At 57.4% G+C, this 14,622-nt stretch carries 8 protein-coding genes, 2 tRNA genes, 4 rRNA genes and 1 pseudogene; 10 read left to right on the top strand and 5 right to left on the bottom strand.

The genetic code is table 11. The annotated features are described in order from the left end of the window. Nucleotides 1-296 precede the first annotated feature (296 nt). A pseudogene (locus tag SA496_RS15475) lies at nt 297-871 on the bottom strand (DNA/RNA helicase domain-containing protein); the annotation flags it as partial. Between the two features lie 390 nt (nt 872-1,261). Further along, nucleotides 1,262-1,918: a hypothetical protein gene (locus tag SA496_RS15470; protein ID WP_330114066.1), complete on the bottom strand. Its 657-nt coding sequence runs from the start codon at nt 1,916-1,918 to the stop codon at nt 1,262-1,264. 438 nt (nt 1,919-2,356) lie between these two features. On the opposite strand from SA496_RS15470, the gene SA496_RS15465 reads away from it, so the two are divergent. The 7 genes from SA496_RS15465 to rrf (SA496_RS15435) all read left to right on the top strand — a co-directional run bounded on the left by SA496_RS15465 (nt 2,357) and on the right by rrf (SA496_RS15435) (nt 8,721). After that, complete coding sequence (locus SA496_RS15465) at nt 2,357-2,722, top strand: STAS/SEC14 domain-containing protein (RefSeq protein ID WP_330114065.1); 366 nt, start codon at nt 2,357-2,359, stop codon at nt 2,720-2,722. A 621-nt stretch (nt 2,723-3,343) separates the two neighbouring features. Beyond that, a 16S ribosomal RNA gene (locus tag SA496_RS15460) occupies nt 3,344-4,880 on the top strand. A 65-nt stretch (nt 4,881-4,945) separates the two neighbouring features. Continuing rightward, a tRNA-Ile gene (locus tag SA496_RS15455) sits at nt 4,946-5,022 on the top strand. A 32-nt stretch (nt 5,023-5,054) separates the two neighbouring features. Continuing rightward, nucleotides 5,055-5,130, top strand: a tRNA-Ala gene (locus tag SA496_RS15450). Between the two features lie 228 nt (nt 5,131-5,358). Further along, a 23S ribosomal RNA gene (locus tag SA496_RS15445) occupies nt 5,359-8,249 on the top strand. A 135-nt stretch (nt 8,250-8,384) separates the two neighbouring features. Beyond that, nucleotides 8,385-8,500: ribosomal RNA gene (gene rrf / locus SA496_RS15440) — 5S ribosomal RNA — on the top strand. Nucleotides 8,501-8,605: 105 nt separating this feature from the next. Then, a 5S ribosomal RNA gene (gene rrf, locus SA496_RS15435) occupies nt 8,606-8,721 on the top strand. Together the 16S, 23S and 5S rRNA genes with 2 tRNA genes alongside form the textbook arrangement of a ribosomal RNA operon. Nucleotides 8,722-8,919: 198 nt before the next feature. On the opposite strand, the gene queD is transcribed toward rrf (SA496_RS15435), so the two are convergent. Beyond that, complete coding sequence (gene queD / locus SA496_RS15430) at nt 8,920-9,276, bottom strand: 6-carboxytetrahydropterin synthase QueD (RefSeq protein WP_120650420.1); 357 nt, start codon at nt 9,274-9,276, stop codon at nt 8,920-8,922. A gap of 117 nt (nt 9,277-9,393) precedes the next feature. Further along, entirely contained in the window at nt 9,394-10,944 is a 1,551-nt protein-coding gene (gene norR, locus SA496_RS15425) for a nitric oxide reductase transcriptional regulator NorR (protein ID WP_330114064.1), read from the bottom strand. A 150-nt stretch (nt 10,945-11,094) separates the two neighbouring features. Here norR and hmpA point away from each other — a divergent pair, with 150 nt between their 5' ends. From hmpA to SA496_RS15410, 3 genes are read left to right on the top strand one after another with little or no spacing between them, the layout of a single operon-like run. Then, a complete protein-coding gene (gene hmpA, locus SA496_RS15420; protein WP_120650424.1) occupies nt 11,095-12,276 on the top strand; it encodes an NO-inducible flavohemoprotein in 1,182 nt (393 codons plus the stop codon). Between the two features lie 56 nt (nt 12,277-12,332). After that, nucleotides 12,333-12,590 (top strand): transmembrane sensor/regulator PpyR, encoded by a 258-nt coding sequence (locus tag SA496_RS15415; RefSeq protein ID WP_120650426.1) that lies wholly within the window; start codon nt 12,333-12,335, stop codon nt 12,588-12,590. Further along, nucleotides 12,577-13,767 (top strand): NnrS family protein, encoded by a 1,191-nt coding sequence (locus tag SA496_RS15410; protein ID WP_330114063.1) that lies wholly within the window; start codon nt 12,577-12,579, stop codon nt 13,765-13,767. The genes SA496_RS15415 and SA496_RS15410 overlap by 14 nt, the downstream gene beginning before the upstream one ends. Here the strand turns inward: SA496_RS15410 and SA496_RS15405 are convergent. Next, entirely contained in the window at nt 13,719-14,615 is an 897-nt protein-coding gene (locus SA496_RS15405; protein WP_153920765.1) for a hypothetical protein, read from the bottom strand. The two genes, SA496_RS15410 and SA496_RS15405, sit on opposite strands and share 49 nt — an antisense overlap. Nucleotides 14,616-14,622: the final 7 nt, after the last annotated feature.

Below are 14,622 nucleotides of genomic sequence, written 5' to 3'. Positions count from 1 at the left end.
CATCGTTTGCAAAAGCACAAAAAAGGCTGTAGTTTGGCGCCCTGGATTTGATCGATTCCTTTGCGGAATCATGGGCTTAGGTGTCTTTGGTCCGCTGCATGGGGTGCAAGGGGTCGAGTGTTCGAATCACTCCGTCCCGACCATATTCAGAGAAAGGCCGGTTCAGAAATGAACTGGCCTTTTTCGTATGCGCGATTTGGCCACGCAAGGAATTGGACGCAATGCTGGGTAATGCCGGCTTACTGCGTGTTCATCGTTCATTGGTGAAGTCAGCGCTTCCAGCCTTTCTGCGGGCAACCGGCGACTACACGTGCCTTGTTGGCGCTGTTCTTTGCGTCGATGGCTGCATCAGCTCCTCGGGTGTATCGAACACCTCGAACTCATACTTGATGCCGTTGAGCTGCTTGTTGGCGGTGGGGCGGATGTCCAGCACGTCGTCCAGCCAAGCCAGGTAGCCGTCCGAGCCGCTGCAACGGAACTGCGATGCCAGGTTGAACTCCTCGACTATGGCGCCTTTGGCTTCCGCGAATTCCTTGATGGATTGCTTACTGCCAATGTCGCTGAGCGTGACGCGCTGATCTTCGTCGATGAAGAAGATCGTGCACTTGGCTGCATCAATCAGCTTCTTGATCTGGTTCTCGCCCAAGTTTCCATACAGACCGCTCTTTTCATTGAGGCGGTGAGCCTCGTCAACGATCAGCATGTCGAACATGTTCGGTTCGGTGTCGATGAATGAGCCCGAACCGGTGAACATGTGTGAGAAACGGCTACGGGTGATTGCGCCGACCAGCTTTGATTCATAGACCTTGCGCGGTGCCGCGTTCTTGGAAACGTACTTGCCCACTAGACCGAGCGAAGTGAGGTGCACGAGAAACCGCAGCGATCATTGAGATGCGCCGCGGTCCGGAGAGGCAGTGGTCAGTGAGCTGTGGCAGGGGCCCCAGACCGAGTCTGATGATTCCAGCAGGGAACTTCGCTGATCGCTGCCTCACACATATTCCGAGTACGCCAGCTGCTTAAGCGTTCAAGGCCATTTGTCGTGTAAATCTCGCAACTGGACACGTTGGCGAGGAAGCGAGGAGGCCACACATTAATAATGTCCGGGCCCACGCGGCGAGACTCAGATTCGCCAGCGCTCTGTGCAAACGGCAGGTGAGCGGGCTCGCGCATAAAGAAAGTCAGCTTGCTCCTTGCCGCATGGACCTGCCGTCTTGTGGAGCCTCGACCAGTCAGGGTCATGGTCGTCTGGTTCTCGCACTGCTCACTGTCCCACAATCTCCCGATACCGCTTCTGGTACTCCTCGTAGCTCAGCCTTTCGCGATTGAGCTGCTCCAGTTGTTGCTGCTTCCCTTGCTCATGGCCCGTCGCAATCTGGGCGGCTGGAGCGGGTGGAGGGGCGCTTGGAGAGGTTTCGGGAGGGCGGATTTCATCGACCATGCGCTTGGCTAGAGCCTGAACCTGTTCATTAGTCATTGCGGCGGAAGTGCTTTCCCAGGAAGAGGCATTGGTGTTGTAGCTGCGCTCTCCGTATTCCTTGGCGGTCTGCGAATCGAGGTAGATGACTCTCGCATCCACCCAGGCGTCCTCGTCGCTCTCGGGGTCGGAGACATAGAGGAAGTCGTCCACTTTGATTACCAGGAGCAAGCCCGGCGTAGACGTGGTGGTAATGGGCCCAACCTGTTCGGTTACGGAATACCCGTAAGAGGACGCTTCCTTCTCGATGGCAGCACGCCAAGAGGCTTTAAACCGATCCCAGTGAGCATTCCTGAACACCTGGTTGCCCGCTTTGAAATTGACGATCAGCTGCGTACGCGAGTCTGTGGGAATCGCAAGTGGTGCAGCAGACAGGTCCTCCGGTGCGTCGGTTGCACAGCCAGTGACCAGCACAGCAGTGAGAAACAGCAGAGTAGCGCGCATGGCGATGTCCTAGTCGGTATTGGCTTAACCCTTTCGGGCATTCCAGATCAGCAGCCCTTTGGTGTGGAATACCCCGTCCTCAATCTTGACGGTCTGGTTCTCCTACCTGTCGTTGTCAGAGATTAGCTTGAAGTGGTCTGCATTTGGGACCTGGTTGCGCTTGATGAACAGGTGGTTCAACCACGTCACCACGTGAAGCTGAGCGCCTTGAAAATCACGTGGTTGTTCTCTTGGCGTGGGCTCTTGGACTCACCCTTATGATTTGTTGAGCGGTCTGTTGCGTGATGGCTGCCTCCCGGGCCAGCTTCTCCTTGCTCCAGGCACGCCGCTTCATTTCGGCTTCGATCCGTTCGCCAATCTTCATGCTGTTGTTATCGCCTTGTCGTTTCCTGCAGGCGGCGTATCGTGAAAAGTACACTCCTGCATGGAGGTGCTCCTATGTTCCAGGTAATGCGAAATGGCGAGAACCGCGTAGACGTCGAACTTGCGGGAAAACTCGATAGCGATGACATGCGCGCTGCGATCAATCAGTTGTCGCAGCAGTCCGAAGGCATCGCCCACGGCCGAATGCTCTATCGGATAGGCAAATTCGATATGCCGACGCTTGGCGCCATGGCCGTTGAGGTCTCTCACATTCCACAGCTGTTCAAGGTGGTCCGTCGATTTGATCGCATGGCGGTGGTGGCCGACACGGGATGGGTGAGGAAGGTGAGCGAGGTTGAGGGGGCGCTGATTCCGGGATTGACGATCAAGGCTTTCGGCTCGCAACAAGCGGCGGAAGCTGAAGCCTGGTTGCAGCGCTGAAGCCTTCGGAGACCCATCGCTAGCGCCGCCTTCGGGCGGCGCTTCTATTTATAGAGGCGGAAGGTGGTACTGCGGCTTTCCTGCCGTAATGACAAAAAGGTTTCAGGAAAGGTGTTGACGGCAGATTCTGCATCCCTATAATGCGCACCTCTCCCAGCGACGGAGCAGATGAAATGCTTGAAAATCAAGCACTTAGCTGTAGTTAGGCGCGGGGAGGGTGATCGGCAGGCGGTGGTAGTGCTTGTCGCTTCGGTCTTCCGAGAGGTCGGCCAGAAGATGATCGCCGAGGTGTTGACAGCGACTTTCAACGCTGTAGAATGCGCCTCCCGCTGACGAGAAGAGTGAATCGGATCGAAAGCGCAAGCGGTTGAGTAGAAAAGAGATTTTCGAAAAACAGCTTGACAGTAAGAAAGGCTGCTGTAGAATGCGCGGCCTCGGTTGAGACGAAAGACTTGATCGAAACGCTCTTTAACAACTGAATCAAGCAATTCGTGTGGGTGCTTGTGAGGTAAGACTGGTAGTCAACTGATTATCAGCATCACAAGTAACACTCGTGAATTCGAGAGTTTATTTGCGATTGCTGAGCCAAGTTTAGGGTTTTCTCAAAACCCAAGCAGTATTGAACTGAAGAGTTTGATCATGGCTCAGATTGAACGCTGGCGGCAGGCCTAACACATGCAAGTCGAGCGGCAGCGGGTCCTTCGGGATGCCGGCGAGCGGCGGACGGGTGAGTAATGCCTAGGAATCTGCCTGGTAGTGGGGGATAACGTTCGGAAACGGACGCTAATACCGCATACGTCCTACGGGAGAAAGTGGGGGATCTTCGGACCTCACGCTATCAGATGAGCCTAGGTCGGATTAGCTAGTTGGTGGGGTAATGGCTCACCAAGGCGACGATCCGTAACTGGTCTGAGAGGATGATCAGTCACACTGGAACTGAGACACGGTCCAGACTCCTACGGGAGGCAGCAGTGGGGAATATTGGACAATGGGCGAAAGCCTGATCCAGCCATGCCGCGTGTGTGAAGAAGGTCTTCGGATTGTAAAGCACTTTAAGTTGGGAGGAAGGGCAGCTAGTTAATACCTGGTTGTTTTGACGTTACCAACAGAATAAGCACCGGCTAACTTCGTGCCAGCAGCCGCGGTAATACGAAGGGTGCAAGCGTTAATCGGAATTACTGGGCGTAAAGCGCGCGTAGGTGGTTCAGCAAGTTGGAGGTGAAATCCCCGGGCTCAACCTGGGAACTGCCTCCAAAACTACTGAGCTAGAGTACGGTAGAGGGTAGTGGAATTTCCTGTGTAGCGGTGAAATGCGTAGATATAGGAAGGAACACCAGTGGCGAAGGCGACTACCTGGACTGATACTGACACTGAGGTGCGAAAGCGTGGGGAGCAAACAGGATTAGATACCCTGGTAGTCCACGCCGTAAACGATGTCGACTAGCCGTTGGGATCCTTGAGATCTTAGTGGCGAAGCTAACGCGATAAGTCGACCGCCTGGGGAGTACGGCCGCAAGGTTAAAACTCAAATGAATTGACGGGGGCCCGCACAAGCGGTGGAGCATGTGGTTTAATTCGAAGCAACGCGAAGAACCTTACCTGGCCTTGACATGCTGAGAACTTTCCAGAGATGGATTGGTGCCTTCGGGAACTCAGACACAGGTGCTGCATGGCTGTCGTCAGCTCGTGTCGTGAGATGTTGGGTTAAGTCCCGTAACGAGCGCAACCCTTGTCCTTAGTTACCAGCACGTTATGGTGGGCACTCTAAGGAGACTGCCGGTGACAAACCGGAGGAAGGTGGGGATGACGTCAAGTCATCATGGCCCTTACGGCCAGGGCTACACACGTGCTACAATGGTCGGTACAAAGGGTTGCCAAACCGCGAGGTGGAGCTAATCCCATAAAACCGATCGTAGTCCGGATCGCAGTCTGCAACTCGACTGCGTGAAGTCGGAATCGCTAGTAATCGTGAATCAGAATGTCACGGTGAATACGTTCCCGGGCCTTGTACACACCGCCCGTCACACCATGGGAGTGGGTTGCTCCAGAAGTAGCTAGTCTAACCGCAAGGGGGACGGTTACCACGGAGTGATTCATGACTGGGGTGAAGTCGTAACAAGGTAGCCGTAGGGGAACCTGCGGCTGGATCACCTCCTTAATCGAAGACTTCAGCTTCTTCATAAGTTCCCACACGAATTGCTTGATTCAATTGCGAAGGCGATTGGGTCTGTAGCTCAGTTGGTTAGAGCGCACCCCTGATAAGGGTGAGGTCGGCAGTTCGAATCTGCCCAGACCCACCAATTGTCGCGGGGTCGTATGACCGGTTGACATTGGGGCCATAGCTCAGCTGGGAGAGCGCCTGCTTTGCACGCAGGAGGTCAGGAGTTCGATCCTCCTTGGCTCCACCATCTCCAGGCTGACCAAGAGTCCAGAATTGAATATCCCGGGTGGGATATTGAATTCTGAACTTTGCTTCAGAATCGTTCTTTAAAAATTCGGGTATGTGATAGAAGTGACTTGTTGAGTGTTTCACTGCACTCAATAATTCAAGGTAAAAATTTGCGAGTTCAAGCGCGAATTTTCGGCGAATGTCGTCTTCACCCCTATGATCACGAGCAGATTGCTTGGGGTTATATGGTCAAGTGAAGAAGCGCATACGGTGGATGCCTTGGCAGTCAGAGGCGATGAAAGACGTGGTAGCCTGCGATAAGCTTCGGGGAGTCGGCAAACAGACTTTGATCCGGAGATCTCTGAATGGGGGAACCCACCTAGGATAACCTAGGTATCTTGTACTGAATCCATAGGTGCAAGAGGCGAACCAGGGGAACTGAAACATCTAAGTACCCTGAGGAACAGAAATCAACCGAGATTCCCTTAGTAGTGGCGAGCGAACGGGGATTAGCCCTTAAGCTTCTTGGATTTTAGCGGAACGCTCTGGAAAGTGCGGCCATAGTGGGTGATAGCCCCGTACGCGAAAGGGTCCAGGAAGTGAAATCGAGTAGGACGGAGCACGTGAAACTTTGTCTGAATATGGGGGGACCATCCTCCAAGGCTAAATACTACTGACTGACCGATAGTGAACCAGTACCGTGAGGGAAAGGCGAAAAGAACCCCGGAGAGGGGAGTGAAATAGAACCTGAAACCGTATGCGTACAAGCAGTGGGAGCCTACTTTGTTAGGTGACTGCGTACCTTTTGTATAATGGGTCAGCGACTTATATTCAGTGGCGAGCTTAACCGAATAGGGGAGGCGTAGCGAAAGCGAGTCTTAATAGGGCGTTTAGTCGCTGGGTATAGACCCGAAACCGGGCGATCTATCCATGGGCAGGTTGAAGGTTAGGTAACACTGACTGGAGGACCGAACCGACTACCGTTGAAAAGTTAGCGGATGACCTGTGGATCGGAGTGAAAGGCTAATCAAGCTCGGAGATAGCTGGTTCTCCTCGAAAGCTATTTAGGTAGCGCCTCACGTATCACTCCAGGGGGTAGAGCACTGTTTCGGCTAGGGGGTCATCCCGACTTACCAAACCGATGCAAACTCCGAATACCTGGAAGTGTCAGCGTGGGAGACACACGGCGGGTGCTAACGTCCGTCGTGAAAAGGGAAACAACCCAGACCGTCAGCTAAGGTCCCAAAGTTCTAGTTAAGTGGGAAACGATGTGGGAAGGCTTAGACAGCTAGGAGGTTGGCTTAGAAGCAGCCACCCTTTAAAGAAAGCGTAATAGCTCACTAGTCGAGTCGGCCTGCGCGGAAGATGTAACGGGGCTCAAACTAGACACCGAAGCTACGGGTTCGTCGTAAGACGAGCGGTAGAGGAGCGTTCTGTAAGCCTGTGAAGGTGAGTTGAGAAGCTTGCTGGAGGTATCAGAAGTGCGAATGCTGACATGAGTAACGACAATGCGAGTGAAAAACTCGCACGCCGAAAGACCAAGGGTTCCTGCGCAACGTTAATCGACGCAGGGTGAGTCGGCCCCTAAGGCGAGGCAGAAATGCGTAGTCGATGGGAAACGGGTTAATATTCCCGTACTTCTAGTTATTGCGATGGGGGGACGGAGAAGGCTAGGCCAGCTTGGCGTTGGTTGTCCAAGTTTAAGGTGGTAGGCCGAACACTTAGGCAAATCCGGGTGTTCAAGGCCGAGAGCTGATGACGAGTGTTCTTTTAGAACACGAAGTGGTTGATGCCATGCTTCCAGGAAAAGCCTCTAAGCTTCAGATAACTAGGAACCGTACCCCAAACCGACACAGGTGGTTGGGTAGAGAATACCAAGGCGCTTGAGAGAACTCGGGTGAAGGAACTAGGCAAAATGGCACCGTAACTTCGGGAGAAGGTGCGCCGGTGAGGGTGAAGCATTTACTGCGTAAGCCCATGCCGGTCGAAGATACCAGGCCGCTGCGACTGTTTATTAAAAACACAGCACTCTGCAAACACGAAAGTGGACGTATAGGGTGTGACGCCTGCCCGGTGCCGGAAGGTTAATTGATGGGGTTAGCGCAAGCGAAGCTCTTGATCGAAGCCCCGGTAAACGGCGGCCGTAACTATAACGGTCCTAAGGTAGCGAAATTCCTTGTCGGGTAAGTTCCGACCTGCACGAATGGCGTAACGATGGCGGCGCTGTCTCCACCCGAGACTCAGTGAAATTGAAATCGCTGTGAAGATGCAGTGTATCCGCGGCTAGACGGAAAGACCCCGTGAACCTTTACTGTAGCTTTGCACTGGACTTTGAGCCTGCTTGTGTAGGATAGGTGGGAGGCTTTGAAGCGAGGACGCCAGTTCTCGTGGAGCCATCCTTGAAATACCACCCTGGCATGCTTGAGGTTCTAACTCTGGTCCGTCATCCGGATCGAGGACAGTGTATGGTGGGCAGTTTGACTGGGGCGGTCTCCTCCTAAAGAGTAACGGAGGAGTACGAAGGTGCGCTCAGACCGGTCGGAAATCGGTCGCAGAGTATAAAGGCAAAAGCGCGCTTGACTGCGAGACAGACACGTCGAGCAGGTACGAAAGTAGGTCTTAGTGATCCGGTGGTTCTGTATGGAAGGGCCATCGCTCAACGGATAAAAGGTACTCCGGGGATAACAGGCTGATACCGCCCAAGAGTTCATATCGACGGCGGTGTTTGGCACCTCGATGTCGGCTCATCACATCCTGGGGCTGAAGCCGGTCCCAAGGGTATGGCTGTTCGCCATTTAAAGTGGTACGCGAGCTGGGTTTAGAACGTCGTGAGACAGTTCGGTCCCTATCTGCCGTGGACGTTTGAGATTTGAGAGGGGCTGCTCCTAGTACGAGAGGACCGGAGTGGACGAACCTCTGGTGTTCCGGTTGTCACGCCAGTGGCATTGCCGGGTAGCTATGTTCGGAAGAGATAACCGCTGAAAGCATCTAAGCGGGAAACTCGCCTCAAGATGAGATCTCACTGGGATCTTGAATCCCCTAAAGGGCCGTCGAAGACTACGACGTTGATAGGTTGGGTGTGTAAGCGCTGTGAGGCGTTGAGCTAACCAATACTAATTGCCCGTGAGGCTTGACCATATAACACCCAAACAATCTGGTGATTGTGGGTGCGACTGGTTGAAGTCGACAGACCGAAAATTGGCCTGAACCGCAAAACAGACTGTCACATACCTGATTCGGGGTCGCGTCGCAGACGAGACCCCAACCGAATTGCTTGACGACCATAGAGCGTTGGAACCACCTGATCCCATCCCGAACTCAGCAGTGAAACGACGCATCGCCGATGGTAGTGTGGAGCTTCTCCATGTGAGAGTAGGTCATCGTCAAGCTTCTATCCCAAACCCCCGATCCGTGAAAACGGTTCGGGGGTTTGTCTATTAGTGAAAGCCATAGATTTCGGGATTGCGTCATGTGACGAGATCCCAACCGAATTGCTTGACGACCATAGAGCGTTGGAACCACCTGATCCCATCCCGAACTCAGTAGTGAAACGACGCATCGCCGATGGTAGTGTGGAGCTTCTCCATGTGAGAGTAGGTCATCGTCAAGCTTCTATCCCAAACCCCTGAATCGTGAAACGGTTCGGGGGTTTGTCTTTTGTGTGCGGGAATTTTCGGGGGAGCGATCCACGACTCCAGCGGTGTTGAGCTTCCTACGATCAGCAAACGATGTGCTTGGAGCGTAGAACGACATACGCGCCCATAAAAAAGGCCACCTAGTAAGGTGGCCTTTTTGCATTCTGGAACTGTCAGTCGCCGCGGTACTCGCAACCACTGGTGCAGGTTTCGTGAATGCGAATGCGGGAGAGCTCCGGGAGCAAGGGCTTGAGTTCCTGCCAGATCCATTTGGCGAGGACTTCGCTGGTGGGGTTTTCCAGGCCGGGGATCTCATTGAGGTAGTTGTGATCGAGCTGTTCGTAGAGCGGCTTGAAGATTGCCTTGAGCTCGGAGAAATCGCGAATCCAGCCGGTATGGGGATCGGGCTCGCCCTCGATGTAAATAGCTACACGGAAGGAGTGGCCGTGAAGGCGACCGCACTTGTGGCCAGCGGGCACGTGAGGAAGCCGATGCGCGGCTTCGAAGATGAATTCCTTGAAAATTTCCACAGAAGTAACGCTCTTGAAGTGACGGCCAGTAATCTGGCCTAAGCAGGAAAGCCTCGATTTTACCAGCTCTCCGACGGCCTGACCGAAAAGACAGGCGCTGTCGGACGAGCTAGCCCTTCATTTGATTCCCAGCCGCTTGGCCAGACGCAGCAGGTTGGCCCGGTCCAGCCCTAGTTCGCGGGCTGCCGCGGCCCAGTTCTGCTGGTGGCTCTCCAGGCTGGCCAGGATCAGCTGACGCTGGTACTGGTCAACCGCTTCGCGCAGATCGCCTACCGCCAATGCTGTAGGTGCTTCTATCGGGTTACTGGCAGCGGTGGGCTGGCTGCTCGGCAGTGCGAGATCGCTGGCGGTCAGCGTGAGGATGCGGGGCCTCTCGGCGCACGCTGCCAGTGCCTTGAGGGCGGCGCGTCCGATCAGATGCTCAAGTTCTCGCACGTTGCCGGGCCAGTCATAACCGAGAAGGGCTGCCTGGGCATCCTGACTAAGGCGCAGGCTGCGCAGTCCGAGTCTGGCCCGATTTTCTTCGAGGAAGAAACCGGTCAGCAGCAGCACATCGCGGCCGCGTTCCCGAAGGGGAGGGACGCGCAAGGGATAGACACTGAGACGGTGATAGAGGTCGGCACGGAAACGACCGGCGCGCACCTCCTCCGCCAGGTCGCGGTTGGTGGCGGCAATGACGCGCACATTGACCCGGTGCTCCCTGTCCGAGCCCACGCGCTGCAATTGTCCGCTCTGCAGCACGCGCAGCAGCTTGGCCTGGATTGCCAACGGCAGTTCGCCAACCTCATCGAGGAACAGCGTGCCTTCGTTGGCCAGTTCGAACTTGCCCTTGCGATCATTCACCGCGCCGGAAAACGCGCCGCGCACATGGCCGAACAGTTCGCTCTCCACCAACGTATCAGGCAGGGCCGCGCAGTTGAGACTGATCAGCGGATGTCGGGAGCGCAGTGAGCGGCCGTGGATGGACTGGGCTACAAGCTCCTTGCCGACGCCGGTTTCGCCGCTGATCAGTACCGTGAGTTCGCTGCCTCCCACCAACTTGATCTCTTCCACCAGGGCTTTATGCGCGGCGCTCTGGCCGATCATTTCCGGCGAACGGACCTGGCCCGCTGCCTGGCGATACGCCTCCGCCAGTTGCTGTTCGTCCTGGGCGCGGCGGGTGAGGGTTTCCATGCGTTCGGTGGCTTTCACCGTAGCGGCGGCCAGGCTGGCGAAGCCTTCGAGGACATCCAGGTCCTGCCCGTCGAACCGCGACGGGTCCATGGCATCCAGTGTCAGCACCCCCCAGGGGCGGTCATCCAGGTAAAGCGGGCAGCCCATGCAATCGTGGACTTCCAGATGCTCCTGGTGTCCTTCCACCAGGCCGTCGTAGGGGTCGGGCAAGCCGCAGTCGGCGGCGAAGCGGGTAACGCCGCGGTTATCCATCAGGGCTTGCAACCGAGGGTGCTCGGAGACCTTGAAGCGTCGCCCCAGGGTGTCCTGGCTGAGGCCGTCCACCGCCATTGGCACCAATTGATCACCGTCCAGGCGGAGCAGGGCGGTGGCGTCGCAAGGCAGCAGCCCGCGCAGGGCTTCCAGGAGGCGTCGATAGCGCTCGCGCTCGGGAAGCTCCCGGGACAGATCACTGACCAGTGGGATCAACGTCTGCAGGAGGGGGTGAGTTGTCATTATGACTCCGGTATGTCGATATGACTCGTCGGCTAGTGTAGTCAAAAGAACACTTCAAGGTATAAGTTATTGATTTATAAGAAATAAAAAGTTGGCACGAAAGCTGGAATAGAACAGGCAGAAAGACCCAACCCAGATAGCGGAGTCCATATGCTCACCAGCCAACAACGTGCCATCGTCAAATCCACTGTTCCCCTGTTGGAGACAGGCGGGGAAGCGCTCACCAGTCACTTCTACAAGATCATGCTGGGTGAACACTCTGAAGTGCGCCCGCTGTTCAACCAGGCCCACCAGGCCAGTGGCGACCAGCCTCGCGCTCTTGCCAACGGCGTGCTGATGTATGCCCGTCACATCGACCAGCTCGAGGCCCTCGGTCCGCTGGTTGGCAAGATCATAAACAAGCATGTGGCTCTGCAGGTCCTGCCCGAGCACTATCCGATCGTGGGCAGCTGCCTGCTGCGCGCCATCCGTGAGGTGCTGGGCGCCGAAGTGGCGACTGATGAAGTCATCCAAGCCTGGGCCGCTGCCTATCAGCAACTGGCTGACCTGCTGATCGGTGCCGAAGAAGAAATCTACTCCGCCAGCGCTGCCGCCCCCGGTGGTTGGCGTGGCGCACGTTGGTTCCGCCTGGCGCGCAAGGAAGCGGAAAGCGCGGAAATCACCTCCTTCTACTTCGCTCCGGAAGATGGTGGTGAGCTGATGGAGTTCATCCCTGGCCAGTACATCGGTCTGCGCCTCAACCTCGATGGCGAGGAAGTGCGCCGCAACTACTCGCTGTCAGCCCTTGGCAACGGCCGCGAGTACCGCATCAGCGTCAAGCGCGAACAGGGCGGCCGGGTGTCCAACTATCTGCACGACCAGCTCCAGGTGGGTGATCGCATCGAATTGTTTGCCCCGGCTGGCGACTTCGTCCTGCGCCCCAGCAGCAAGCCCCTGGTGCTGATCACCGCAGGTGTAGGCATCACCCCGGCATTGGCGATGCTGGAAGCAGCGGAGGAAAGCGGCCGGCCGATCCATTTCATCCACTGCGCACGTAACGGGGCTGTACACGCCTTCCGCGACTGGATCGACACGAAGGTTGCCGCCATCCCGCAGCTCAATCGCTTCTTCTGCTACAGCGAGCCGCATGCTGATGACCAGCCCGATGCTACCGGCTTCCTCAGCCGTGAGCAGCTTGGCAATTGGTTGCCCGCCGAGCGCGACCTGGATGCGTACTTCCTCGGGCCGAAAGGCTTCATGTCCCAGGTGAAGAAGCACCTGCGTGATCTGGGCGTGCCCGAGAGCCAGTGCCACTACGAGTTCTTTGGACCGGCCAGCGCCCTGGAGGCCTGACCACAGCAGCCCGGCGCCAAGGCGGCGCCGGGCCTTCCAGCGAGGAGTGCAAGATCATGATCAGTCTGTTCGGATGCCCCCAGCGTTTGCTGCAACTGTCTCATCTGTTCCTCTGGACCGGCCTGTTCCAGCTCGTGCTGGGCATTGCCGGCGCTTATTACCTGGATGCCTCCCTTGGGCTGCTGATGCTCATCGGCGCACACGGGATGGTCATCCTCGGGCCGACCCTGATCAAGCTCGGCTATGTCATGCGGCTGACCGCGCAATACCAGATGCGCAAGGAAGAGCGAGGGCTGGCCTATGCAGTTGCTTGATGCTTCTCGCGAGTTGGCTATCCGGCCGCTCTGGCGCCTCGGTTTCCGTCCCTTCTTTCTCTTCGGCACGGCTTTCGCCCTGGTGGCCGTGCTGATCTGGCTGCTGGCGCTACATGACCAGACCAGCGCATGGCAGCCAACCGGAGGCTGGCTCGCCTGGCACCGGCACGAAATGGTGTTCGGCTTCGGTGGCGCCATCATTGCGGGCTTTTTGCTGACCGCCGTTCAGAACTGGACCGGCAATCCTGGTTTGCGTGGGCCCGCTCTGGCTGCCCTGGCGATGCTGTGGCTGGCCGCTCGCCTGGCATGGCTATCGGGAGCGCCGGTAGCACTGGTTATTGCCCTTGAGCTGACTTTCCTGCCTGCCGTTGCCTTTGTGATGGGGCGCAGCCTCTGGCGTGTGCGCCAGCGCGGCAACTATCCGGTGGTAGCGGTGCTGACCTTGCTCGCCACGGCCGATGCACTGGTGCTCTGGGGGCTGGCGAACGGCAGCGATGCACTGCAGCGCCAAGGTGTGCTGGCGGCGCTCTGGCTCATCGCTGCGCTGATGGGGTTGATCGGCGGGCGAGTAATTCCCTTTTTCACCCAGCGCGGTCTGGGGCGAGCCCAGCAGGTGAAGGCCTGGCCTTGGCTGGACTGGAGCATGCTGCTGGGCGGCGTTCTATTGGCGGCAAGCTTTGCCTCCGGCCTGGGGCTGCGGCCTGAGCCATGGCTGGCCATCCCTTGCATGCTCCTGGGCTTGGGAAACCTGCTGCGTCTCGCGCGCTGGTACGACGCGGGAATCTGGCGGGTCGTGCTGCTCTGGCCGCTGCACCTGGCCTTCGCCTGGTTGGCTGCGGCGCCATTGGGATTGGCCGCCTGGCACCTCGGCATCCTGGCCAACCCAAGCCTGGCCCAGCACGCATTGGGTGTCGGTGCGATGGGAGGATTGATCCTGGCGATGATCGCCCGTGTAAGCCTTGGGCACAGTGGCCGGCCCTTGGAACCGTCGCGAGCAATGGGGGTGGCTTTCGCGCTGCTCAACCTGGGCGCTCTCGCTCGCGTGGTCCTGGTGCCGCTGGCCGGGTCTGACGCCCTCTGGTTGGCCGCGCTCTGCTGGATAGCAGCCTTTGCTTTGTTCCTGAGGTACTACGCGGTACTGCTGTGTACGCCAAGGCTGGACGGCAGGCCGGGTTGACCCGGTTCCGGGGCCACGTACGGGGCCGGGCAGGCGTTCAGCATGTCGCGCAGGTGGTGGGCGATGTAGTCCTGGAATCGCGCGTCGTTCCAGTATTCCAGGTGGCTCAAGGGTGTGTGGCGTCGGAACCACGACCCCACCGCCAGTGGCCGGTCCTCATGCACTACGGCGGCGTAACCCTGCACCGGACGCAGCGGGTAGCCGAGCAGGTCTGCCGGCGCATAGACGTTCAGCCAGCGTGCGGCCCGTGTCAGGCGTTCATCGAGGCAGTGGCCTGGAAAACGGATTGGCTGCACCGGGTCGTAGGCGAAGGTGAAGAGCGGGATATTGCAGCCGAAGGTGACCAGGCAGGCCAGGGTCTCCATTGCGAGGAAGGGATCGCGCGGGCAGCTCGGGGTGGCGTTGAGCTTCTGCTGGTCCCAGATGTAGTTGGAGATGATGTGCCCGCCCAGAGAATGGGCCAGCACTACCAGTGGGGTGTTCGGCCCTACCTTGGCGCGCAGGGCGTTAAGGCCGTTGCGTACGCTCTGATGAACCTGCTCGTAAGTGTTGTCGTACGCCTGGCTGACTTTTCGGTAGCCGCTGGCATCACCGAGGAAGAGGGTGACCATGCGACGCATCCAGCGCCAGCGCACCGGTTCCTGTTCGAGTTTCTCCAGGTAGGCGAGCTCGCGTTTGTCCAGCACGTTCGCCCAGTAGAGCGACTGGAACGCAACATCCTCGGCCTCTACGCCCAGTCGCTTGCGCAGCCCCGCGATCAGTCCCTGGGCGAACGCGTGTTGCCCTTCGACGTTGCGTGCGTCCTGCTGGTTGCCGATGCCATGAATGATGGCTACAGCGAGTTTCATCCCTGTA

The organism is Pseudomonas sp. JS3066 (genome assembly GCF_036328175.1).
GTDB lineage: Bacteria > Pseudomonadota > Gammaproteobacteria > Pseudomonadales > Pseudomonadaceae > Metapseudomonas.
The sequence above is the reverse complement of the archived record's forward strand: the minus strand, read 5'-3'. Positions and strand labels throughout refer to the sequence as shown.